This window comes from Paeniroseomonas aquatica, from assembly GCF_030409335.1.
In the GTDB taxonomy this organism is placed as follows: domain Bacteria; phylum Pseudomonadota; class Alphaproteobacteria; order Acetobacterales; family Acetobacteraceae; genus Belnapia; species Belnapia aquatica.
Window position 1 is genome coordinate 36,572 of sequence record NZ_JAUFPN010000125.1, and the last position, 20,663, is coordinate 57,234.

The following is a 20,663-nucleotide window of genomic DNA, read 5'->3' on the forward strand; positions in this document are numbered from 1 at the left end:
CGCCCTGCGGCGTTCAGCGCCGAACGCCGCCGGAGAGACCGCATGGAACCGATGAAGCCGATGGAACCCATGAAGCCCATGGAGCCGATGAAGCCGCTCGACTTCGGGCCGCCCTGGTGGCCGAAGGAGCTGGGCCAGCCGGCCAGCAGCGGCGGCCAGAACGACATCCACTACGCTTTCTTCCCCGAGGCCCGGCGCCTCGCCATCCGCCGCGGCGATACCGTGACCCTGCACGACACCGGCGACCACCGCATCGGCGGCGTCCAGGCCCAGGGCGGCAGCATGCGCTTCACCAGCCAGTCGGGCGAGGTGCGGGTGGAGGATCTGCCCCAGGTCAAGTGACGTCCGACCGGATCGGCAGCGACCGGGGGGCCTACCTCGGCCTCTTCGTGCTGCTCTTCCTGGGCTGGGGCGTCCTGAGTCCCTTCCTGCCGGCGGTGCTGGCGGTGCAAGGCGCCTCGGCCTCGCAGATCGGGCTGCTGCTCGGCCTCGGCGTCGTCGTGCGGCTGGTGGCGATGCCGGTCGCCGGCCGGCTGGCCGACCTCTGGGACCGGCCGCGGCAGGTGCTGGCGGCGTTGCTGGCCGCCGCCGGCCTGGCCGCCCTGGGCTACGGTCTGGCGCTCGGTTTCCTGCCGCTGCTGCTGGTCGGCGTCCTGCACGCCGTGGCCACCGGGCCGATGGGGCCGCTGCCGGATGCGCTGGCGGTGCGGTCGGCGGCCGCGGGCCGGCTGGACTACGGCATCGTGCGGGGCGCGGGGGCGGCGGCCTTCATCCTGGCGAATGCCCTGGCCGGCTGGCTGGCCGGCATGGCCGGATCGCCGCTGGTGCTGCTCTGGCTGAACGCCGGGCTCTGCGGCCTGGCGGCGGTGGCGGCGTTGCGGCTGCCGCCCCCGGCGCGGGCGGCGGTTCCGGCCGGTACCGCGGCGGCCGGCGGTCCCGGGACCATCCGGGCGCTCTTTGCCCTGCCGGAGTTCCGTCGCCTGCTGCTGGTCTCGGGCTTGGTGCAGGGCAGCCACGCGCTCTACCTCGGCTTCGCCACCCTGCGCTGGCAGGCCGCCGGCATCGCCCCGGGGGTGATCGGGCTGCTCTGGTCGCTCTCGGTCGCGGCGGAGGTGCTGGTCTTCTTCTGGCTCGGCCGGCCGCTGCTGGCGCGGCTCGGCCCCGGCCGGCTCTGTGCCCTGGCGGCGGCGGCGGGGCTGCTGCGCTGGGGGCTCATGGCGGTGACCGATGCGGTGCCGGTCCTGCTCCTGGCGCAGCCGCTGCACGGGCTGACCTATGCGGCGCAGCACCTGGCCGCCATGGCGGTGCTGGCCCGGGTGGCGGCGCCGGACCAGGCGGCGACGGCGCAGTCGCTGCATGCCTCGCTCGGGGCCGGGGCCTGGACGGCGGCGCTGCTGCTGGTCTCGGGCCCGCTGTACGAGGCGCTCGGCGGCAGCGCCTTCTGGGTGATGGCCGCGGCCAGCGCCCTGGCGGTCCCGCTGGCGCTCGGCCTCGGCCACGCCCCGGTGGCCCGGCTGCGGCCGGCCACCGCAGAACAATAGCCGGGGCGGGTCCATGAGCCGGTGCGAAGGGCGCCGCTCTGGGCGCTAGAACGGTTTCCGTTCGCACGGGCTCACGGAGCCCGCCCTAGCTTGTTGTCTGACGAGCAAATATCTCCGCTCTGATGAGTCCATCAGAGCGGAGCTTGCTCTACGCCTCGCCTGGGTCGCCGGCCGTCGTCTCCCAGCCGAGGCCGGCGATGGTCACGATCCGCCGGCCGGTGAGATCCGGCCGCAGGATGATGGCGCCCTGCTCCTCGATGTAGCCCAGCGCCCGCCGTGCCCGCCCGGCCGAGCGGGTGCCGTAGGCCCGGGCGATGGCGGCATCCGAGGGGCAGGGGGCCTGGGCCAGCGCCGCCTGGGCCAGCAGCAGGAAGACCCCCTGCAGGTCGTCCGGCAGTGGCGCCGCCAGGGCCAGGGCCTCCGCCCATTCCGGCTGGTCGGCGAGCTCGGCGGTCACCCCCGCCTTGCCCACCGCCAGCAGCCGCCTGAAGCCGGCGAGGTCCGGCACCCGGCTGCCGATCTGGTGGATGCGGCAGCGGACCAGGAAGTCCTGGTAGAGCGTCGCCACCGGGCGGTAGCCGCTGTCGGGGTCCTGCAGCACCTCGCGCATCACCGCCTCCAGCGCCCGGCGCTGGGCGGCGAGCTCGGCCGGGGCCGGCGGCGGCAGGGCGGCGGGCGGGGCGGGGCGGGGGGTGGCGGCCAGCTGGGCCAGGATGTCGGGCGGCGGCGGCGGCGGGGCGCGGCGGGGGCGGGGGGCCTCGGGGGCCGGCGGGTGCAGGATGACGGCGCGGGCCNCGGCTGCAGGATGACGGCGCGGGCCTCGGCCAGCGGCATGCCGGGCAGCGGCGTCAGCTTCGGGGCGGCGCCGCGCGATTCGGTCTCGACCGGGCCGATCCGCACCGCCAGCGGCCGGCGGCAGAGCGCCGGGCCGAGCGCCATGAAATGCCCCTGGCGCAGGTCGCGGAACATCTCGGCCTGCCGCCGCTCCATGCCCAGCAGGTCGGCGGCGCGGGCCATGTCGATGTCGAGGAAGGTGCGGCCCATCAGGAAGTTGGAGGCCTCGGCGGCGACGTTCTTGGCCAGCTTGGCCAGCCGCTGGGTGGCGATGATCCCGGCCAGGCCGCGCTTGCGGCCGCGGCACATCAGGTTGGTCATGGCGCCGAGGGAGAGCTTCCGGGCCTCGTCCGGCACCTCGCCGCCGACCATCGGGGCAAAGAGCTGGGCCTCGTCTACCACCACCAGCATCGGCGACCAGAACTCCCGGTCCACGTCGAAGAGCCCGCCGAGGAAGGCGGCGGCGCGGCGCATCTGGCCTTCGGTATCGAGCCCCTCGAGGTCGAGCACGACCGAGACGCGGTGCTGGCGGATGCGCTCGGCGGCCAGCTGCAGCCCGGGCTCGGAATGGGCCGCGGCGTCGATGACGAGGTGGCCGTAGCGGTCCGCCAGGGTGACGAAGTCGCCCTCCGGGTCGATGATCGCCTGCTGCACCCAGGGGGCGCTGCCCTCCAGCAGGCGGCGGAGCAGGTGCGACTTGCCCGAGCCGGAATTGCCCTGGACCAGCAGGCGGGTGGCCAGGAGCTCCTCGAGGTCCAGCAGCGCGGGGGCGCCGGCATCGTTCCGCCCGAGATCCACGCTGACCGTCATCCTGCTCCCATCCACGTCGCGGTCCCGCTCCTAGAGCAAGCCGGGCAAATCATAAACCCGGCGCGTGGACCGGCTTAAAGAGCATGTTCATTCCCCGCGGGCATCCTCTGGCCGGAGCCGGGGCGTGGAGGCAGGGTCGATGCAGCGTGAGACGAGCGCCGAGATGGCGGAGCCGTTGCGGGAGGCGTTGCGGGCCGACATGGGCGGCATGTTCGCCGAGCTCCGCGGCTTCGTCGACCGGCGGATCGCCGAGCTGAGCGCCGAGGTGCATGCGACGGTGCAGCTGGTCGACTACTCCGAGGAGAACCTGTCCGGCCAGCTGGGCCGGATCCATGAGCAGATCGCCAGCTTGGTCGCCATCCCCGCCGCCACCACCCGGAACAGCGGCCTGGAGCTGGAGGCGGTGGTCCAGGCGACCGAGCAGGCGGCCAATGTCATCATGGAAGCCGCCGAGGAGATCCAGAGCTGGCTCGAGGGCGGCAAGCACGACCCCGAGTCGCTGCGGGCCGTCTCGGCCAAGGTGAATTCCATCTTCGAGGCCTGCAGCTTCCAGGACGTGACCGGCCAGCGCATCCGCCGGGCGATCCAGCACCTGCAGCAGGTCGAGACGATGCTCGAGGGGATGGTGCCGGGCGGGATCGTGCCGACCGCCGAGAAGCTGCAGGTCAACGCCGTGCGGCATACGGTGGCGGAGCCGGCGCAGGCGGGCCCCGACCTGGCCCAGACCGAGATCGACCGGCTGCTCAACGACTTCTGAGCGCCCCGGCCGGCACGCGGCCGGCGAAACGGGAGGCAGGGTTGCGCTGGATTCACTGTGAATTTCCCCGCTTCGGCGACATATGGGCGCCAGCAACAGCATCGGCGCCGGACTGATGAATACGCCTTCCGCCTTCCTCGCCCATTGCCAGGCCAGCCTCGGCGCCCTCCGCCAGGAGGGGCGCTACCGCGAATTCGCCCGGCTGGAGAAACTGGCCGGGCGCTTCCCGATCTACCGCTGGCATGCGGCGGACGGGGTGCGGGAGGTGACCGTCTGGTCCTCCAACGACTACCTGGGCATGGGCGCGCATCCGGCGGTGCTCGCCGCGGCGACCCGGGCCATCGCCGAGCATGGCGCGGGCGCCGGCGGCACCCGCAACATCTCCGGTACCTCCCCGCTGCATGCCGCGCTGGAGGCCGAGCTGGCCGGGCTGCACGGCAAGGGCGGGGCGCTGCTCTTCGGCAGCGGCTACATCGCCAACCAGGCCGGCATCGCCGCGGTGCTCGAAGCCCTGCCGGGCTTCATCGTCTTCTCCGACGCCAAGAACCACGCCTCCATGATCGCCGGGATGCGCGGCGCCAAGGCGGCGCAGCGGGTCATCTGGGCGCACAACGACCTGGCCGACCTGGAAGCGAAGCTGGCCGCGGCGCCGCCCGAGGCGCCCAAGCTCATCGCCTTCGAGAGCGTCTATTCGATGGACGGCGACATCGCCCCGATCGGCGCCATCTGCGACCTGGCCGAGCGCTACGGCGCCATGACCTACCTCGATGAGGTGCATGCCGTCGGCCTCTACGGCGCGACCGGCGGCGGCATCTCGGAACGGGACGGCGTGGCGGACCGGGTCGACCTCATCGAGGGCACGCTGGCCAAGGGCTTCGGCGTGCTGGGCGGCTACGTCGCCGGCGACGCGACCGTGGTGGACTACATCCGCAGCGTCGCCGGGGGGCTGATCTTCACCACCGCCCTGCCGCCCGCCGTGGCCGGCGCGGCGCTCGAGAGCGTGCGGGTGCTGAAGCGGGACCCGGCGCGCCGGGCGGCGCTGGCCGAACGGGCCGCGGCGCTGAAGGCGGCGCTGGACGCCGCCGGCCTGCCGCGGATGGAGGGGCCGAGCCACATCATCCCCCTCTGGGTGGGCGAGGCCGCGCTCTGCCGCGAGGTGGCGCGCCGGCTGCTGGCCGAGCACGCGATCTACGCCACGCCGATCAACTACCCGACCGTGCCGCGCGGCACCGAGCGGCTGCGGCTCTGCGCCACACCCTTCCATACGGATGCGATGATCGCCGAGCTGGTGGTCGCGCTGCGGGCGGTGCTGCCGGCCACCATGCGGCTGGCGGCGGAATAGCCCGGCCGCCTATTCCGCCCGCAGCCCGGCCGGCAGCAAGGTGACCCGCTGGATGGCGCAGCCGTCCAGCCCCTGCATCTCCGCCGCCCGGCCATCGGCCCAGACCACCCGCAGGGCGAAGGGGCCGGCGTCGGGGAAGGGCAGCGGGGCGATGCCGCCGCTGGGCAATTCGCCGCGGCCGAGGAAGTCCGGCCCGATCAGGTCGGCTCCCCAGTCCGCGCCGGCCGGCGCGAGGTAGAGCTGCTCGACCGCCGCCCCGGAGGCATTCTCGAGCCGCGCCTCGACCGGGCTGCAGCGGGTGGCGGCGCGGTAGGTGTCGCAGCCGGCCAGCAGGCCGAGCAGCGCCCCGAGGATCGGATGCGGCCGCATCACGCCGGATCGACGGGGGAGGGCGGGGTGCCGCCGGCCTCGATCGCCTCGGCGGCGGCGAGCAGGATATCCTCCCGGTAGCGGCCGCCGACGAGCTGGACCCCGACCGGGACGGTGCCGACCAGCCCGGTGCTGACCGCCAGGCCCGGCAGGCTGAGCAGCGGCAGCCCGACCTGTGGCAGCTGCGCCGCCAGGATGTCCTGGAAGCCCTCGAAGCTCTCGACGTCCGCATGGTCGCGGAAGGGCAGCGCGCCGGAGACCGGCATCATCGCCACCGGGTAGCGTTCGAGGAAGGCGAGCCATTCCCGCAGCAGTCCGACCCGGCGCTGCAGCGCATCCTGGAAGGCATCCAGATCCGGCGCCGGGCAGAGCCGCTCCATGTAGCCATAGACCGCCAGCGCATCGGGGTCGCCTTCCCGGGCGAAGGCGGCACCGCCGCCGCGCCGGGTCTCGGCCAGCCAGAGCAGCGCCTGCAGCCGGGCGGACTCGGCCAGTGGCGGCAGCGCGGCCACCTCCTCCACCACCCAGCCGGCGGCTTCCAGCCGGGCCGCGGAGTCGCGCAGCGCGGCGGCCACCTCGGGCGCGGTGTTCATGCCCTCGGGGGCGGTGCAGAAGGCGGCGCGCCTCGGATAGGCGGGGCCTTCCAGCGGTGCTGGGGTCCACCAGGGGTCGCGGGCATCGGCGCCGCTCATCGCCGCCAGCCCCAGGCGCAGGTCGGCGATGCTGCGGGCGAGCGGGCCGGAGACGGCCATGAGCTGGGCGCCGATGAAGCGGTCCGGCCCGGTCTGGTTCCAGGCCGGCACCCGGCCGATGGTCGGGCGCAGGCCATGGATGCCGCAGGCATAGGCGGGGTAGCGGATCGAGCCGCCGATATCGGTGCCATGCGCCAGGGCGCCGATGCCGGCGGCCACCGCCGCCGCCGCGCCGCCGGAGGACCCGCCCGGGGTGATGGCGGGGTCGCGCGGGTTCAGCGTCGCGCCGTGCAGCGAATTGCGGGTGAACCAGCGCAGCGAGAAGGCCGGGGTATTGGTCCGGCCGATGATGACCGCCCCGGCCTTGCGCAGGTTGCCCACCACCGGGCTGTCCTGCCCGGCGATGGCCTTCTCCTGCAGGCGGAGCCCGTTGGTGGTGGCCCAGCCGGCCTGGTCGATGTTCACCTTGACGGTGACGGGCACGCCGCCGAGCGGGCCGGGGTCCTCGCCGCGGCCGAGGGCGGCATCGACCGCGTCGGCGGCGGCGAGCGCCTCCGCCGGGTCATGCGCGATCACCGCATTGATGCGCGGGTTGACCGCCCCGAGCCGCGCCAGCGCCGCGGCGGCGGCCTCCCGGGCGGAGATGTCGCGGCGGCGGATGCGTGCGGCGAGGTCGGTGGCCGAAAGCCGCCAGAGATCGGTCATGCGGGGGTTCCTGTCGCGGTGCAGCATCGTCCCGCGCGGGCCATCGCCGGTCAACCGGCCCCGCGCAACGGGGCCGGCGGCAGGGCTCAGGCCACCGCCGCGGCAGCGGCGGGGGCGTGGCCGGCGGCCTCGAGGCGGGCGATGACGCCATCCAGCACCGCCTGGGTCTCCGCATCCTCGAGGAAGACCAGGGCGAGGCCCCCGGTGAAGGTGCGGACGACGCGGGCCGGGACGGGACGGCCGACCTCCGCCAGGGTCAGGCTCGCCTCGTCCCCCGGCGCGGCGCCGGGCGGGACGGTCGCCAGCAGCGCGGCGCCGCCGCGCGAGATGTCCTGCAGCCGGGCCGGCAGCTCCCTGCCGCCGAGGCGCAGGGTCGCGGCGGCGTTGCCGCCGGGCAGCCTTTCGTAGTGCCGGCGGCTGTTGCCCACCTGGCGCATGGCGATGAGGAAATGGTCCACCTCCCCCTGCAGGGTCTGGGCGACCCGCGCGACATCCGCGGCCGCGGTGCGGGCCACGCCGCCGGTCGCGCCGGCCGCCTCGGCGGCGGTGGCCACCCGGGCGAGGGAGGCGGTGGCCACCTCGGTCTGGCGGGAGACCGCCTGCACCTGCCGGGCGATCTGCCGCGTGGCGGCGGCCTGCTGCTCGACCGCGGCGGTGATGGCGGCGGAGACGCCATCGACCCGGCCGATGGCGCCGCCGACCGTCCGCATTGCCGCGACCGCCTGTTCGGTCGCTGCCTGGATGGTGGCGATGTGGCGGCCGATCTCCTCGGTCGCGGCGGCGGTCTGGCCGGCCAGGGCCTTCACCTCCGAGGCGACCACGGCGAAGCCCTTGCCGGCCTCGCCCGCCCGCGCCGCCTCGATGGTGGCATTCAGGGCCAGCAGGTTGGTCTGGCCGGCGACCTCGCTGATGAGCCGCACGACGCCGCCGATCCGGGCGGTGACCTCGCTCAGGCTGGCGATGCTGCGCTCCATGCCGCCGGCCTCGGTCACCGCATCGGCCGAGGCCTTCGCGGCATGGCCGACCTGCTGGGCGACCTCGGTGACGCTCGAGGTGAGCTGCTCGGTGGCCGCGGCCACGGCGGCGAGGTTCTGCGCCGAGGCCTCGGCGCCGGCCAGGGTTTCGGCGGTGCCGTCCCGGGTCCCCTCGATGCCGCTGGCGACCTCGCCCGCCGCCTGCCGCATGGCATCCGCGGCATGGCCGAGCCGGCCCATGACGCCGGAGATCGAGGCGCCGAAGTCCTGGGTGTGCTGCACCATGGCGAGGCGGCGGCGGTCGCGGACCTGCTCCTGCCGGGCGGCTTCCGCCACCATGCGGCGCTTCTCCAGGCCCTCGGCGCGGAAGGTCTCGAGCGCCCTGGCCAGGATGCCCAGCTCGTCGCGCCGGTCCGTGCCGGGGACCGGCGTGTCGAGGTCGCCTCCGGCCAGGGTGACGGTCGCCCGGGTGGCGATGCCGAGGGGACCGACGATGCTGCGGGCGATCACCCAGGCCAGCAGGGCGACCACCAGCGCGGCGGCCAGCGCGACGGCGCTGCCCTTGAGCAGGATGGCGTGCTGCAGCGCCCGCAGGTCGTCGACGTAGATGCCGGAGCCCAGCACCCAGTCCCAGGGGGCGAAGCGCTGGACGTACGATATCTTCTCGACCGGCTGGTCGTCCCCCGGCCGCGGCCAGAGGTAGCCGACGGTGCCGGAGCCGGTGGCGCGCACCGCCGCGACGAAGCCGAGGAAGAGCCGGAAGCCGCTGGGGTCCCGCACCTCGCCCAGCGGCCTGCCCTCCAGCTCCGGGCGGAAGGGATGCATGACCATCACCGGGGCCATGTCGTTGATCCAGACGTATTCCTGGCCACGGTAGCGGATGGCGCGGATGGCCTCGATCGCGCGGCCCTGGGCCTCGGTCCGGGAAAGCCGGCCGGCGGCTTCCTCGGCCTGCTGCCCGGCGGCGATGGCGGCGGCGGCCTCGACCACATGGCGCAGGATGGCGGTGCGGTCGGCCTCCGCCTCCTGCATTCGGGCGGCGATCTCCATCCCGGCCAGGGCGACGAGGCCGAGCACGGCGACGAGCGTGGTGAGGTGGAGCCGCGCGGCGATCGGCAGGCGGTTGAGCATGTCGGCCTATCCCAGGGAAAAGACGCCCGAGGATAGCCGCCGGAATGTTCCGTATTGTTAAATTCGGGCCCCGGGGCGGCCTAGCCGTGGGCGCTCGCCAGCAGGACGACGCCGCCGCAGATCAGGCCTATCGCCGCCATCTTCTGGGCGCCGAGCTGCTCGCCGAACATGAAGTGGCCGATCAGCGCCACCGCGACGTAGCTCGCCGCGGTGCAGGGCAGCGCCACGCTCATCGGGATCTTCCGCAGCGCCACGATGTAGAGCAGCGCCGCGCCGCCATAGGCGCCGAGGCCGATGATCGTGGACGGGCGGAGCAGCTGGGCGATGAAATGGCCTTCCGCCACCGCGCCCGCCTTCAGCAGCACCTGGCCGCCGAGCGAGGTGCAGATGGCCGCGGCCAGCGCGACCCAGTAGATGGTCACTGCCGGGCATCCTCCCGCTCGCGCGCCGGGATGACCTGGCGGACGACCCCCTGGGGCTTGCCGTTGGCCGAGAGGAAGGCGCGGCCGACGTATTCCCCGAGCACGCCGAGGATGAGGAACTGCACGCCCGAGATCAGCAGCGTGGTGGTCATCGAGGAGGCCCAGCCGGAGGGTGTCCCGGTCACCATCGCCTCGACCACCACCATGACGGCGCCGATCAGCCCGAGCAGGCCCATGGCGATGCCGGCGAAGATGGCGAGGCGCAGCGGCAGGATGGAGAAGTTGGTGGCGAGGTTCATCCACAGCATGACGAGCCGTTTCATGGTGTAGTTGGACCGCCCCTCGGCCCGGGCCAGGTGCTTCACCTCGATGCTGTCGATGCGCTGGGTCACCTGCATGATCAGCCCGTCCACGTAGGGGTAGGGGCCGCGGTACTTGGCGATCTCGGCGACGACGAGGGCGGACATGCAGCGGAAGGAGCAGAGGTAGAGGCCCTTCGGCTTGTCCAGCAGCTGGTCGGCGACCGCATTGGCGAAGCGGCTGCCGAGGTTGCGCCAACCCTCGTGCTTCTTCTCCGCGTAACGTGTGTAGACCACGTCCCAGCCGCCGAGCCGGGCGTGGTCGTAGAGCTTCAGGACCTCCTCCGGCGGGTTCTGCAGGTCGTCGTCCATGGTGATGACATAGGCGCCGCGGGCGTGCCGCAGGCCGGTCATGACCGCGTTGTGCTCGCCGAAGTTGCGGGCGTGCTCGATGTAGGTGAGCGGGATGGTCGCCGTCGCGGCCAGGGCCCGGCAGACGTCGCCGGAATTGTCCGGGCTGCCGTCGTTCACCAGCACCACCTCCAGCCCGCCGGCCGGGGCCAGGGCGGTGAGCGCCTCGACCAGCTTGCCGACCGTGGCGGCGCCCCGGTAGACCGGGACGACGATCGAGAGTCCCACCGGATGCTGCGGCGGCAGCGCGGCGGCAGCCGCAGGCTCGGCGATGGAGAGCGACATGCGGCGGTCCTCGAAACCCATGGTGGTCACCCTCGGTCTTTGCTGGCGATGGCGAGGACCGAACCACCGGCCGGGAAGTGCAGCCCTGCCGCCAGCAGCCGGCGCTCCACCACGGTCACGCCGTGCAGGGTGCGGTCCAGCCAGGGCGAGAACGGGGCGACATCCGAGCCATGGCTGGGCGCGCGTGCCAAAATCTTGCGTTGCAGCACCATCAGCGGAAGCAGCAGCGCGTTCCAGTAACAAATGCGGATAGTGCCTAGACCTGCGGTTGCCAATAGCGTGCGCGCCCCGGCCGCGGTGAAGCGGCGGGCGTTCTGCACCCGGATGTCATGCGCCGAATGCAGCCAGTCGAAGGCCGGCAGGTTGAGCACCAGCAGCCCGCCCGGGGCCAGCACCCGGGTGAATTCGGCGAGGGCGGCGGCCGGATCCACCGCCGCATGCGACAGCACGTCGAGGTTGACGACGGCGCCGAAGCTGGCATCGGCGAAGGGCAGGGCGTTCACCGTGCCCGCCGCCACCGGCACCCCGGCCTTCGCGCTGGCCCGGGCCGCGGCGGTCGGGAAATACTCGAGGCCCGTCGCCGGCAGGTCGGGCAGCGCCTGCCGGACCCGGGCGAGCATGCCGCCGGTGCCGCAGCCGGCGTCGAGCAGCCCCGCGCCCTGGCCGATTCGGGCAGGGCCGGCGGCCACCAGGGCGTCGATGACATGCGCATGCAGGGCGCGGTACCACCACATCCCCGCCTCGACGGCATCCATCAGGTCGTATTCGGTGGCTTCCACGGCTGGTTTCTTGCCATGGGATGCGGGGCAGAAATAGGGCGCCGCCGCAACACATCGGGGTGCAATGCCGCGCCCGGTGCCGCATCCCGGCCGCAATCGGCTAGCAGGATCGGCCGCCGGCCCCATGACCCCTCCCGATCACATTCCGTCTGTCGTCGTTCCGCTGCCGCAGCGGCGCGCCGCCCCGCCCGCCGCCTGGCCGTTCCGGCTGCTGGCGCTGCTGCCGGTGCTCGCCTTCCTGCTGACCGTGGTGGCGCCGCCGCTGAACCACGACGTCGCCGCCGTGCTGAACTTCGCCGCGCGCTGGATCGCCGGAGAGCGGCTCTATGCCGAGCTGATCGACGTCAACCCGCCGCTGATCTTCGTCCTCAACCTCCTGCCGGCGGCGATCGGGGCCTTCACGCCGCTCGACGAGGTGCAGGGTCTGCTGGTCTGCCTGCTCGGCCTCTGCGCCCTGTCCGCCCGGCTGGCGCTGCGCTTGGCGCGGCCGGCGGCCGGGGCGCCGCTCGAGGCGGCGGCGCTGGCGGCGGTGCTGCCGCTGCTGATGCTGGCGGCCGGCTACGACTTCGGCCAGCGCGAGCACCTCATGGCGGTGGCCGCCATCCCCTACGTCCTGCTCGCGGCGCGGCGGATGGAGGGGGTGGCGACCGGCCGCGGCCTCACCCTCGGCACCGCCCTGCTGGCCGGGCTCGGCTTCGCCCTGAAGCCGCATTTCCTGGCGGTGCCGGGGCTGGTGGAGGCGCTGGTGCTGCTGCACCGCGGCTTCGGCCGCGCCGGGCTGCGGCGGACCCTGCGCGACCCGGTGCCCTGGACCATGGCCGGGGTCTGGCTGGCCTATCTCCTCAGCATTCCCGTGCTCTTCCCGGACTACCTTGGCCACGTGCTGCCGCTGGTCTGGGACTTCTACCTCGACCTCGGCGGCTTCGCCTGGTGGCAGGTGATCCTGACGGAGCGCTTGGGCACCGCGCTGATGCTGCTGCTGCCGCTGGCGGTGGTCGCCGCGCGCGGCGGCTTCGGGGCGCTGCCCCGGGTGCTGGCGGTCGCGGCCTTCGGCGCCACCGTCTCCGCGGTGGTGCAGCACAAGGGCTGGTCCTACCACGTGGTGCCGGTGCGGATGCTGGCCGGGCTGCTGGCGGTGGTGCTGGCGGCGCGCTGGCTGGAGGCGACGCTGCCCGGCAGCCGGGCGCGGCGGGTGGCGCCGGGCTTCGCCGTGGTCGCGGCCTTCGGCATCGGCCTCCATAATTTCGCCGGGGCCGAGGCGCCATGGCGCGAGATCACCTGGAGCTGGTCCCGCGCCGGCGAGGTCTCCGACCTGCTCAAGCGGGAGGCCTATGGCGAGCGGCTGCTGGTGCTCTCGCCCGATATCTTCCCGGTCTACCCGGCGCTGAATTACGCCCGGGCGCAGTCGACGCTGCGAACCATGAACCTTTGGTTATTGCAGGGGGTCTACGGCACCTGTCCGGAGAATGGCGCGCGCTACCGCGAAACCTGGGAGATGTCGCGCACCGAATTCTTCGTCTATCGGACGGTGGCCGAGGATTTCTCCCGCGCGCCACCGGCCGCCATCCTGATCGCCCGCAACCCCGGCATACCCTGGTGCGGGAAGGAGTTCGACGTGCTGGAGTATTTTTCGCGTCACCCGCTGTTTGCGGAGACGCTGCGGCGCTACCGCCCGGCGGCGGAGATCGAGGGCTACCGGTTGCTCCGCCGTGAGGACTGACCCGCCTTGCCCGGCCATCTCCCTCCCGGCCGCCCCCATCCCGGCAGCCTCGGCGTGACCGCGCCGGCCGCCGCCGCCGCCGCCGGCTACCGCGCCCTGCCGACCGGCGAGGAGGCCATGCGCGGGCTGGTCTTCGTCGGCATCGGCTACCTCGTCATCTCCGCCGCCGATGCCGCGGTGAAATGGGTGCTGCCCGAGATCGGCCCGGCCGCCGCGCTGGTCTGGCGCGGGGCGATCGGCGCCTTCCTGGTCTTCTGCTTCGCCCGCGGGCGCGGCCTGCTCCCGGTCAACCGCCGGCTGCTGGCGGTGCGCAGCCTGCTGCACTGCTGCATCTCGGTCACCTGGTACTATGCCTGGGTGGCCGGGGTCTCGCTGGCCGACAGCTACGCGGTGGCCAGCGCCTCGCCGCTGCTGATGACGCTGCTGGCCATCCCGCTGCTGGGGGAGAAGGTGGGCTGGCGGCGCTGGACCAGCACCGCGGTCGGCTTCTGCGGCGTGCTCTTCATGCTGCAGCCGGGCGGCGAGCTCTGGCGCTGGACCTCCGGCATGCTGCTGGTGGCGACCGCGGCCATGGCGCTGACCCGGATCTGGACCCGGGTGCTGACCCGCACCGACCACCCCAATACCATCGCATTCTGGCTGCTGCTGACCCATGTGCCGGTCGGGCTGCTGCTGCTGCCCTTCCCGGCGCTGTGGCCGGCCGGGGGCGGGCCGCCGCCGCTGCTGCCGAGCCTGTTCGGCATCCTGGCGCTGGTCGCCTTCGGCCTGGCCAATGGCGCGGCGCAGATGCTCTTCGCCCGGGGCTTCGCCCTGGCCCCGGTCTCGGCCATCGCCCCTTTCGAGTACACCCCGCTGCTCTGGGGCATCGGCATCGGCTATCTCATCTGGGGCGAGGTGCCGGCCTGGACCACGCTCGGCGGCGCCGCGGTGGTGGTGGCCGCCGGGCTCTACAACGTGCACCGGGAGCGGGTGCGGCGCGCCGGGGAACGCGCGGCGGGGAGGCTGAAGGGTGGCGCTCCGGCATAACGTCAGGCGCGGCGCGCTCTGCATGCTGGCGGCGCATGCGCTGTTCACCGCCATGGGCGTGCTGGTGAAGGACCTCTCGGCCACCATCCCGGTGATCGAGCTGATGGTCTTCCGCAGCGTCTTCGCCCTGCCGGTGCTGCTGGCGATCCTGTGGCGCTCGGGGCTCGGCGTCGGCACCCTGAAGACCAAGCGCATCGGCGGGCATGTGCTGCGCGCCGGCACCGGCATCGCCGCGCAATCCTGCGGCTTCTTCGCCCTCACCCTGCTGCCGCTGGCAGAGCAGACCGCGCTCGGCTTCACCCAGCCGCTGTTCGTGACCATGCTGGCGATCCCGCTGCTGGGCGAGAAGGTCGGCCTGCATCGCTGGTCGGCGGTGGTGGCCGGCTTCTGCGGCGTGCTGATCATCGCCGCCGGGCAGGGGGCGCTGGGCGGCGTCGCCGGGGCGCCGGGCCTCGGGATCGGCACCGCCGTCGCGCAGGGGCTGTTCTCGGCGCTGACCACGCTGCTGGTCCGCCAGCTCTCGGCGACCGAGAGCTCAACCACCATCACCCTCTGGCAGTCGCTGCTGATGGGCAGCTTCGCCCTGGTGCTGCTGCCCTTCGTCTGGGTGACGCCGACGCCCCTGCAGCTTGCCCTGCTGATCCTGATGGGGCTGGTCGGCGGTGCCGCGCAATGGCTGCTGACCGAGGCCTGGGCCTCCGCCCAGGTCTCCTCCCTGGCGCCCTATTCCTATTCGGCGCTGCTCTGGTCGGTGCTGTTCGGCTGGGTCGCCTTCGGCGACGTGCCGGGGGTCAGCATGCTGGCGGGGGGCGCATTGATCGTGGCGGCCGGCTTGTACATCCTGCACCGGGAGCTGGTGCGCCAACGTGACAAGCCCCGCGACAAGCCCGAGGAAAGCCAAGAATGAGCATCCCCTTCCTGAAGCAGGACCCGCTGGCGCATGGGGCGGTGGAACAGACCGCGCCCGGCGTCCGGCGGATCGTCTGCCCCAATCCCTCGGCCTTCACCTTCCGCGGGACCAATAGCTACATCGTCGGCCGCGGGACGGTGGCGGTGATCGACCCGGGGCCGGAGGATGCGGCGCATCTGGCGGCCATCCTGGCGGCGACCGAGGGCGAGACCATCACCCATGTCGTCGTCACCCATACCCACCGCGACCACTCCCCCGGCGCCCGGGCGCTGGTCGCCGCCACCGGGGCGAAGACCTACGGCTTCGGCCCGCACCTGACCCCGCCCGATGCCGGCGGCGAGGGCGGCGACCACGGCTTCCACCCGGACGTGCGGGTCGCCGACGGCGAGCGGATCGAGGGCGGGGACTGGGCGCTCGAGGCGCTGCATACCCCGGGGCATTGCGCCAACCACCTGTGCTTCGCGCTCGAAGGCCCCACGGGGAAGACCGGCGTGCTGTTCAGCGCCGACCACGTGATGAGCTGGTCGACCAGCGTGGTCTCCCCGCCGGACGGCGACATGGCGGACTACATGCGCAGCCTGGCGCGGCTGCAGGCCCGCGACGACACCATGCTGTTGCCCGGCCATGGCCCGGCGATCACCGACCCGAAGCCCTTCCTGGCGGCGCTGGCGGCGCATCGGCTCGAGCGGGAGGCGCTGGTGCTGCAGGCGCTGCGGGCGGCGGGGCGGGCGACGCCGGCCGAGCTGGTGCCGCCGGTCTATGGCGCGCTGGACCCGCGGCTGGTCGGCCCGGCCGGGCGCAGCCTGCTGAGCCACCTCATCAAGCTCGGCGCCGAGGGGCAGGCGCGGCGGGATGGCGAGGCCTGGACGACAGCGCCGGCCGGGTAAGGGCCGGCTAGCGTTCCGCGGTGCGGCTGTCCATGCCGCGGAAGCAGACCAGCGCCCGCACCTCCCGCTCCGCCGGGGAGAGCGCCAGCCAGGCCTGGAATTCGGCCAGGACCTTGGCGGTGATGGTGGCGATCTTGTGCCCGAAGGCCTCCTCGAAGGAGAAGTAGCGCAGCTCCTCCAGCTCGCCGCTGCCCTTCAGGGCGCCTTGCGCCGCCTCGCCCGGGGCGATCAGGAAGCGGGCGTTGAAGCGGCGGAAGCGGTTGGGCGGCGTCACCGCGCGGCAGAGGTACTCGACCACGCCGAGCTCCGGCAGCAGCCGGTGCCCATCCATCCGGCCGAGCACCAGCCCGGTCTCCTCGTGCAGCTCGCGCGCCGCGGCGATGCCGATGGCCCGGGCCAGCGAGGGCGCCGCCTGGCGTTCCAGGCAGGCCCGGGTGAAGTCCGGCAGCTCGCTGAGCGCCGCCGCCCGGTGGTCCGGCCGGTCGACCCGGCCGCCGGGGAAGACCAGCACGTTCGGCATGAAGCGGTGCGAGGCATGCCGCAGCCCCATCAGCACCTCGGGCCCGGCGGCTGCCTGCCGCCACAGGATCAGGCTGGCGGCGTTGCGCGGGGTGACGGAGCGGGTGGCCGCGCGCCTGGCCTCGGCGGGGCCTCCGGGGTTGTCGTCGGTCGGGTGCTCGATGGCACCGGAATGTTCAGTCAAGCGACAATCCCTGCAGTTTCAGCCAGGTCCGGAGGCCGAAGCGCTCCGGCACCGAGAGCTGGCGGGCGGCGTTCTGGCTCCAGCCGCAGCCCCCGGGCACCGGCCCGTGGATCTCGGGGTAGCGCGGCTTCGCCGGCGGGCGGGCGGCGTCGTAGGCCGGGAGGGCGGCCTCCAGGCCGCTGTCGTCGTAGGTCTCGCGATGCACCACCAGCGCCTGCGGCAGGCGGGGCGAGAGCCAATTGCGCGCCCCCTCCGGCCAGCCGAGGGTCAGGCCCGCGACGGGGAAGACGCCCCTGGGCAGGGCGCAGAGCGGGGCGATCTTCTCGACGTGGTTGCGGACATAGCTGATCGGACAGGTGCCGAGCCCGGCGTGCTCCGCCGCCATGACGGTGAAGCCCAGCGCCAGGGCGGCATCGGCCGTGGCGTTGAGGAAGGTGTCGACGTTGTCGTTGGCGTGGTCACGGCCATGAAGTGCTGCGACGCGGCGGCCGCGGCGGATGTCGCCGCAGAACAGCAGGAAGACCGGCGCCTGCTTGATCCAGTCCATGCCGCCGATCCAGTCGGCGATGCGGGCGATCTTCGCCGCATCCTGCAGGACGATGATCGCATATTGCTGCAGGTCCGACTTGCTGGGCGCCGACTGGGCGCCGGCGAGCACGGTTTGCAGCAGCGGCTCCGGCACCGGCGCCGCGGCGTAGCGGCGGGTGACGCGGCGGTCGAGCAGGGCGGCCAGCGCCGGGGCGACCTCCGGCACGGGCGCGAAGGGGAGCGGCGTATCCGGCGTGATGCCGTAGCGGCCGCGGATCAGCGCATCTGGATCGTTCTCGGACATGCCGGGAGGATGGCAGGCCCGGGCCGCGGCGCCCAGACCCTTCGGCGCCCGGATCTTCACTGCCCCGGCCCTTCGGCGGTCCAGGGGCCATGGGTGCCGGGATCGCCGCAACTGGCCGTTCAGTCCGCGGCCCGCACGACCCAGGCATCCGCGACCGTGACGCCCGTGCCCTCGGCGCCGATGATGAGCGGGTTGATCTCGGCCTCGGCGATGTCCGCCCGCGCCGCGAGGCGGGAGACGGCGACCACGGCCTGGGCCAGGGCCACCAGGTCGCCGCGCGGCAGGCCGCGCCAGCCGGCCAGCGGCTTGAGGCCCTTCACCTCGGCGATCATCGCCTCGGCCTCGGCGAGGTCGACCGGGGCGAGGCGCAGGGTCACGTCGCGATGGAGCTCGGCGGTGACGCCGCCGGTGCCGAGCAGCACCACGGGGCCGACCTCCGGATCGCGGCGGAAGCCGAGGATGGCCTCGCCCAGGCCCTTCACCATGGGCTGCACCAGAAAGCCGGTCAGGCGCGCCTCCGGCGCCATCCGGGCGACGCAGTAGTGCATGGCCGCGGCTTCCTGCTTCAGCCTCTCAGCATTGGCGATGCCGAGCTTCACGCCGCCGACCTCGGTCTTGTGCGCGAGGTCGGGGGAGAGGATCTTCAGCGCGACGGGGTAGGGGGTGACGGCGGCATCCTGCGGGCCGGCCAGCACCGCGAAGGGGCTGGCGAGGCCGAGGGCGGCAAACAGCCGGCGGGCATCGGCCTCGTCCGGCCGGGCGGGCAGGTCGTGGGCGATGGCGGGGGCGGTGCTTTCGGGGCGCGGCGCGGTCCAGTCGCACCAGGCGCGGATGCAGTCGGCGGCGCCTTCCGGGGTGCGGAAGGCGGCGATCCCCTCGGCCGCCAGCAGGGCGAGCGAGGCATCCGCCTGGGGCACTAGGAAGGCGGCGCTGGGCTTGGCGCCGCCGGCATCGCGGGCCCGCAGGATGCCGGCCACCGCATCCTGCGGCTTGAACTGGGCGGAGGAGCCGATCACCGAAAGCACCAGGTCGGTATCCTCGGCCGCCTGCAGCGCGCCGATCGCCGCCGCCACGCGATCCGGCTTTGCCCCCGCCAGGGTCAGATCCAGCAGCCGGCCGTGGTGCTGGATGCCGGCGGCATCCAGCAGGGCGGCCGCGGCCGGGTCGGGGGCGCGGGCCTCGATGCCGAGCACGCCGAGGCAATCGACCGCCATGGCGCCGCCGCCACCGGTGGTGGTGGTGACGCCGACGGCGCGATGGGCACGCGCCATGGGCTTGCGGCCGGCCAGCAGCGCCGGCAGCTCCAGCAGCCCTTCCAGGGTGGTGACGCGGGCGATGCCATGCGCCCGGAAGAAGGCCTCGGCGGCGGCATCCGAGCCGGCCAGCGCCCCGGTATGGCTGGTGGCGAGCTCCGCGCCATAGGGGCTGCGGCCGAGCTTGTAGGCGATGACCGGCTTGCCCGCGGCATGCGCCCGGCGGGCGAGGTCGGCGTAGTGCTCCGGCGCGCGGATGGCCTCGAGAAACAGCAGGATGGCATCGACGTTCGGGTCGTCCACCAGCAGCCCGGCGACCTCGCCGGCGGTCAGGTCGGCCTCGTTGCCGGTGCCGATGATATGGGAGAAGCCGATGCCGCGCGGGGCGCCGCGCGACATGATGGCGCCCATCATGGAGCCGGACTGGCTGACCAGGGCGAGGCGGCCGGCGTGGAGGGACGGGGCCTCGAGCGCCGCATTCACCGAGCAGGCGATGCGGGCGTTGAGGTTGATGAGGCCCATGGAGTTCGGGCCGAGCAGGCGGAGGTTGGCGGCCCGCGCGGTGGCCAGCAGCCGGGCCTGCAGTGCGGCGCCCTCGGGCCCGGCCTCGGCGAAGCCGTCGGCCAGGACGCAGGCGGCGGGGATGCCCTTGGCGGCGATGGCGTTCACCACGCCTTCGACATGCGGGGTGTTCAGCAGGATATAGGCGAAGTCGACCGGGCCGGGGATGTCGGTCACGGTCGGGTAGGCCCGTTCCCCCAGCACCTGCGACTCGCGCGGATGCACCGGGTAGATCTCGCCCTCGAAGCCGTGCTTGCGGAGGTAGAGCTGGGCGCGGGCGGTCAGCCGCGTCGGGTCGGCGGAGGCGCCGATGAGCGCGATGCGCCGGGGCTCGAACAGCGCGTCATGCAGGGCGTTCATCATGCGTCCCCCGGTTGGCCGGCCTGCCGCGAGGGCGGGCCGGCCGGTCGGCTTAGAGCGGATCCCAGGAGAAGATGTCGCCCGAGCGCTCCAGCGGCACGAAGAAGCTCTTCAACGCCGGCAGGGCGTGCTCGGCGAGGCTCTCGGGCGTCCAGCCCTCGGCGGCGTGGATGCCGCGGATCGGCCGGTTCTGGCTGAACAGGAACAGCTCGTTCATGCGGGGGCCGAAGATCTGGCCGTTCACCTCCTTGGCGGCGTCGGAGGCGAGGAAGACCGCGAGCGGGGCGTTCTTCTCCGGGCCCATGCGCATGATCTTCTCGACGCGCGCCTTCTGCTCCGGGGTCTCGGCCGGGATCGAGCTGGTCATGCGCGACCAGGCGAAGGGCGCGAGGCAGTTGGAGCGGACGTTGTAGCGCTTCATGTCGAGGGCGATCGACTTCGACAGCGCGGCGATGCCGAGCTTGGCCGCCGAGTAATTCGCCTGGCCGAAATTGCCGATCAGGCCGGAGGTCGAGGTGATGTGGACGTAGCTGCCGCTCTCCTGCTTGCGGAAATGCGTCGCCGCGTGGCGGGAGACGTAGAAGCTGCCGTTCAGGTGGACCCCGATGACCGCGTCCCATTCCTCCTGCGACATCCGGTGGAAGATCTGGTCGCGCAGGATGCCGGCGTTGTTCACGACGATGTCGATGCGGCCGAAGTGGTCCATCGCCGACTGCACGATCTTGCCGGCGCCGTCCCAGGAGGAGACGCTGTCGGTGTTGATCTCGGCGGCGCCGCCGCGCTGCTCGATGATCGCCTTGGTCTGCTGCGCCGGGGTGGCCGAGAGGCCCTCGCCGGTCAGCGAGGCGCCGATGTCGTTGATGATGACCTTGGCGCCGGCCTGCGCCATGTGCAGCGCGATCTCGCGGCCGATGCCGCCGCCCGAGCCGGTGACGACGGCGACCTTACCATCCAGCATGCCCATCTGATGTTTCCTCTCCAGTGGTGTTGGTCATTCCTAGACCCGCCCGGCGCAAAGGTGAAGCCGGGGCGGGCGGGGCGGTTGCCCCATGGGCGGCGC

Annotated in this window: 18 protein-coding genes and 1 pseudogene; 8 read left to right on the top strand and 11 right to left on the bottom strand. The window is 73.4% G+C overall.

The window, feature by feature from the left end; genetic code table 11:
• The first annotated feature begins 42 nt into the window (after positions 1 to 42).
• Together QWZ14_RS11125 and QWZ14_RS11130 are read left to right on the top strand one after the other, a co-directional pair.
• Entirely contained in the window at positions 43 to 342 is a 300-nt protein-coding gene (locus QWZ14_RS11125; RefSeq protein WP_290316726.1) for a hypothetical protein, read from the top strand.
• Entirely contained in the window at positions 339 to 1,541 is a 1,203-nt protein-coding gene (locus QWZ14_RS11130) for an MFS transporter (protein ID WP_290316727.1), read from the top strand. Before QWZ14_RS11125 ends, QWZ14_RS11130 begins: the two co-directional genes overlap by 4 nt.
• A gap of 148 nt (positions 1,542 to 1,689) precedes the next feature.
• Here the strand turns inward: QWZ14_RS11130 and QWZ14_RS11135 are convergent.
• Positions 1,690 to 3,185: pseudogene (locus tag QWZ14_RS11135) on the bottom strand (helicase HerA domain-containing protein).
• A 139-nt stretch (positions 3,186 to 3,324) separates the two neighbouring features.
• Between QWZ14_RS11135 and QWZ14_RS11140 the strand changes: the two are divergent.
• On the top strand, positions 3,325 to 3,942 hold the full coding sequence (locus tag QWZ14_RS11140; protein WP_290316728.1) for a hypothetical protein: 618 nt from the start codon (positions 3,325 to 3,327) through the stop codon (positions 3,940 to 3,942).
• Between the two features lie 115 nt (positions 3,943 to 4,057).
• Positions 4,058 to 5,284: a 5-aminolevulinate synthase gene (hemA, locus tag QWZ14_RS11145; protein ID WP_290316730.1), complete on the top strand. Its 1,227-nt coding sequence runs from the start codon at positions 4,058 to 4,060 to the stop codon at positions 5,282 to 5,284.
• Between the two features lie 9 nt (positions 5,285 to 5,293).
• Here the strand turns inward: hemA and QWZ14_RS11150 are convergent, their stop codons facing one another.
• The 6 genes from QWZ14_RS11150 to QWZ14_RS11175 form a co-directional block, all read right to left on the bottom strand.
• Positions 5,294 to 5,653 carry a hypothetical protein gene (locus QWZ14_RS11150; RefSeq protein WP_290316732.1) on the bottom strand — a complete coding sequence of 120 codons (360 nt, stop codon included), beginning with the start codon at positions 5,651 to 5,653 and terminating at the stop codon, positions 5,294 to 5,296.
• Positions 5,653 to 7,050: an amidase family protein gene (locus tag QWZ14_RS11155; RefSeq protein WP_290316733.1), complete on the bottom strand. Its 1,398-nt coding sequence runs from the start codon at positions 7,048 to 7,050 to the stop codon at positions 5,653 to 5,655. The genes QWZ14_RS11150 and QWZ14_RS11155 overlap by 1 nt, the downstream gene beginning before the upstream one ends.
• Before the next feature lie 86 nt (positions 7,051 to 7,136).
• Entirely contained in the window at positions 7,137 to 9,155 is a 2,019-nt protein-coding gene (locus QWZ14_RS11160) for a cache domain-containing protein (RefSeq protein ID WP_290316734.1), read from the bottom strand.
• An 80-nt stretch (positions 9,156 to 9,235) separates the two neighbouring features.
• Positions 9,236 to 9,577: a DMT family transporter gene (locus QWZ14_RS11165; RefSeq protein WP_290316735.1), complete on the bottom strand. Its 342-nt coding sequence runs from the start codon at positions 9,575 to 9,577 to the stop codon at positions 9,236 to 9,238.
• On the bottom strand, positions 9,574 to 10,593 hold the full coding sequence (locus QWZ14_RS11170) for a glycosyltransferase family 2 protein (protein ID WP_290316764.1): 1,020 nt from the start codon (positions 10,591 to 10,593) through the stop codon (positions 9,574 to 9,576). The genes QWZ14_RS11165 and QWZ14_RS11170 overlap by 4 nt, the downstream gene beginning before the upstream one ends.
• Positions 10,594 to 10,598: 5 nt before the next feature.
• Positions 10,599 to 11,351 (bottom strand): class I SAM-dependent methyltransferase, encoded by a 753-nt coding sequence (locus QWZ14_RS11175; protein ID WP_290316736.1) that lies wholly within the window; start codon positions 11,349 to 11,351, stop codon positions 10,599 to 10,601.
• Positions 11,352 to 11,475: 124 nt separating this feature from the next.
• On the opposite strand from QWZ14_RS11175, the gene QWZ14_RS11180 reads away from it, so the two are divergent.
• The 4 genes from QWZ14_RS11180 to QWZ14_RS11195 are packed head-to-tail and all read left to right on the top strand — an operon-like array spanning position 11,476 to position 15,894.
• Entirely contained in the window at positions 11,476 to 13,071 is a 1,596-nt protein-coding gene (locus QWZ14_RS11180; protein ID WP_290316737.1) for a hypothetical protein, read from the top strand.
• 6 nt (positions 13,072 to 13,077) lie between these two features.
• Complete coding sequence (locus QWZ14_RS11185; RefSeq protein WP_290316738.1) at positions 13,078 to 14,097, top strand: DMT family transporter; 1,020 nt, start codon at positions 13,078 to 13,080, stop codon at positions 14,095 to 14,097.
• Complete coding sequence (locus QWZ14_RS11190) at positions 14,081 to 15,004, top strand: DMT family transporter (protein ID WP_290316739.1); 924 nt, start codon at positions 14,081 to 14,083, stop codon at positions 15,002 to 15,004. The genes QWZ14_RS11185 and QWZ14_RS11190 overlap by 17 nt, the downstream gene beginning before the upstream one ends.
• The gene (locus tag QWZ14_RS11195) at positions 15,001 to 15,894 is read left to right on the top strand and encodes an MBL fold metallo-hydrolase (protein WP_290316740.1); all 894 of its coding nucleotides are present in this window, start codon (positions 15,001 to 15,003) and stop codon (positions 15,892 to 15,894) included. The genes QWZ14_RS11190 and QWZ14_RS11195 overlap by 4 nt, the downstream gene beginning before the upstream one ends.
• Positions 15,895 to 15,901: 7 nt before the next feature.
• On the opposite strand, the gene QWZ14_RS11200 is transcribed toward QWZ14_RS11195, so the two are convergent.
• From QWZ14_RS11200 to QWZ14_RS11215, 4 genes are all read right to left on the bottom strand, one after another.
• Positions 15,902 to 16,597 (bottom strand): NUDIX hydrolase, encoded by a 696-nt coding sequence (locus tag QWZ14_RS11200; protein ID WP_290316741.1) that lies wholly within the window; start codon positions 16,595 to 16,597, stop codon positions 15,902 to 15,904.
• Entirely contained in the window at positions 16,590 to 17,429 is an 840-nt protein-coding gene (locus QWZ14_RS11205) for a nitroreductase family protein (protein ID WP_290316742.1), read from the bottom strand. The genes QWZ14_RS11200 and QWZ14_RS11205 overlap by 8 nt, the downstream gene beginning before the upstream one ends.
• A 119-nt stretch (positions 17,430 to 17,548) precedes the next feature.
• Positions 17,549 to 19,603 (bottom strand): acetate--CoA ligase family protein, encoded by a 2,055-nt coding sequence (locus QWZ14_RS11210; RefSeq protein WP_290316743.1) that lies wholly within the window; start codon positions 19,601 to 19,603, stop codon positions 17,549 to 17,551.
• Between the two features lie 52 nt (positions 19,604 to 19,655).
• Positions 19,656 to 20,561: an SDR family NAD(P)-dependent oxidoreductase gene (locus tag QWZ14_RS11215; protein ID WP_290316744.1), complete on the bottom strand. Its 906-nt coding sequence runs from the start codon at positions 20,559 to 20,561 to the stop codon at positions 19,656 to 19,658.
• Between the last annotated feature and the right edge of the window lie 102 nt (positions 20,562 to 20,663).

What these genes read in the sequence shown, in the direction of transcription:
- QWZ14_RS11180 (WP_290316737.1), top strand. Translation starts at nt 11,476, where the DNA reads ATGACCCCTCCCGATCACATTCCGTCTGTCGTCGTTCCGCTGCCGCAG.
- QWZ14_RS11205 (WP_290316742.1), bottom strand. Translation starts at nt 17,429, where the DNA reads ATGTCCGAGAACGATCCAGATGCGCTGATCCGCGGCCGCTACGGCATC.
- QWZ14_RS11155 (WP_290316733.1), bottom strand. Translation starts at nt 7,050, where the DNA reads ATGACCGATCTCTGGCGGCTTTCGGCCACCGACCTCGCCGCACGCATC.
- QWZ14_RS11215 (WP_290316744.1), bottom strand. Translation starts at nt 20,561, where the DNA reads ATGCTGGATGGTAAGGTCGCCGTCGTCACCGGCTCGGGCGGCGGCATC.
- hemA (WP_290316730.1), top strand. Translation starts at nt 4,058, where the DNA reads ATGAATACGCCTTCCGCCTTCCTCGCCCATTGCCAGGCCAGCCTCGGC.
- QWZ14_RS11210 (WP_290316743.1), bottom strand. Translation starts at nt 19,603, where the DNA reads ATGAACGCCCTGCATGACGCGCTGTTCGAGCCCCGGCGCATCGCGCTC.
- QWZ14_RS11170 (WP_290316764.1), bottom strand. Translation starts at nt 10,593, where the DNA reads ATGGGTTTCGAGGACCGCCGCATGTCGCTCTCCATCGCCGAGCCTGCG.
- QWZ14_RS11160 (WP_290316734.1), bottom strand. Translation starts at nt 9,155, where the DNA reads ATGCTCAACCGCCTGCCGATCGCCGCGCGGCTCCACCTCACCACGCTC.
- QWZ14_RS11125 (WP_290316726.1), top strand. Translation starts at nt 43, where the DNA reads ATGGAACCGATGAAGCCGATGGAACCCATGAAGCCCATGGAGCCGATG.
- QWZ14_RS11195 (WP_290316740.1), top strand. Translation starts at nt 15,001, where the DNA reads ATGAGCATCCCCTTCCTGAAGCAGGACCCGCTGGCGCATGGGGCGGTG.
- QWZ14_RS11140 (WP_290316728.1), top strand. Translation starts at nt 3,325, where the DNA reads ATGCAGCGTGAGACGAGCGCCGAGATGGCGGAGCCGTTGCGGGAGGCG.
- QWZ14_RS11150 (WP_290316732.1), bottom strand. Translation starts at nt 5,653, where the DNA reads ATGCGGCCGCATCCGATCCTCGGGGCGCTGCTCGGCCTGCTGGCCGGC.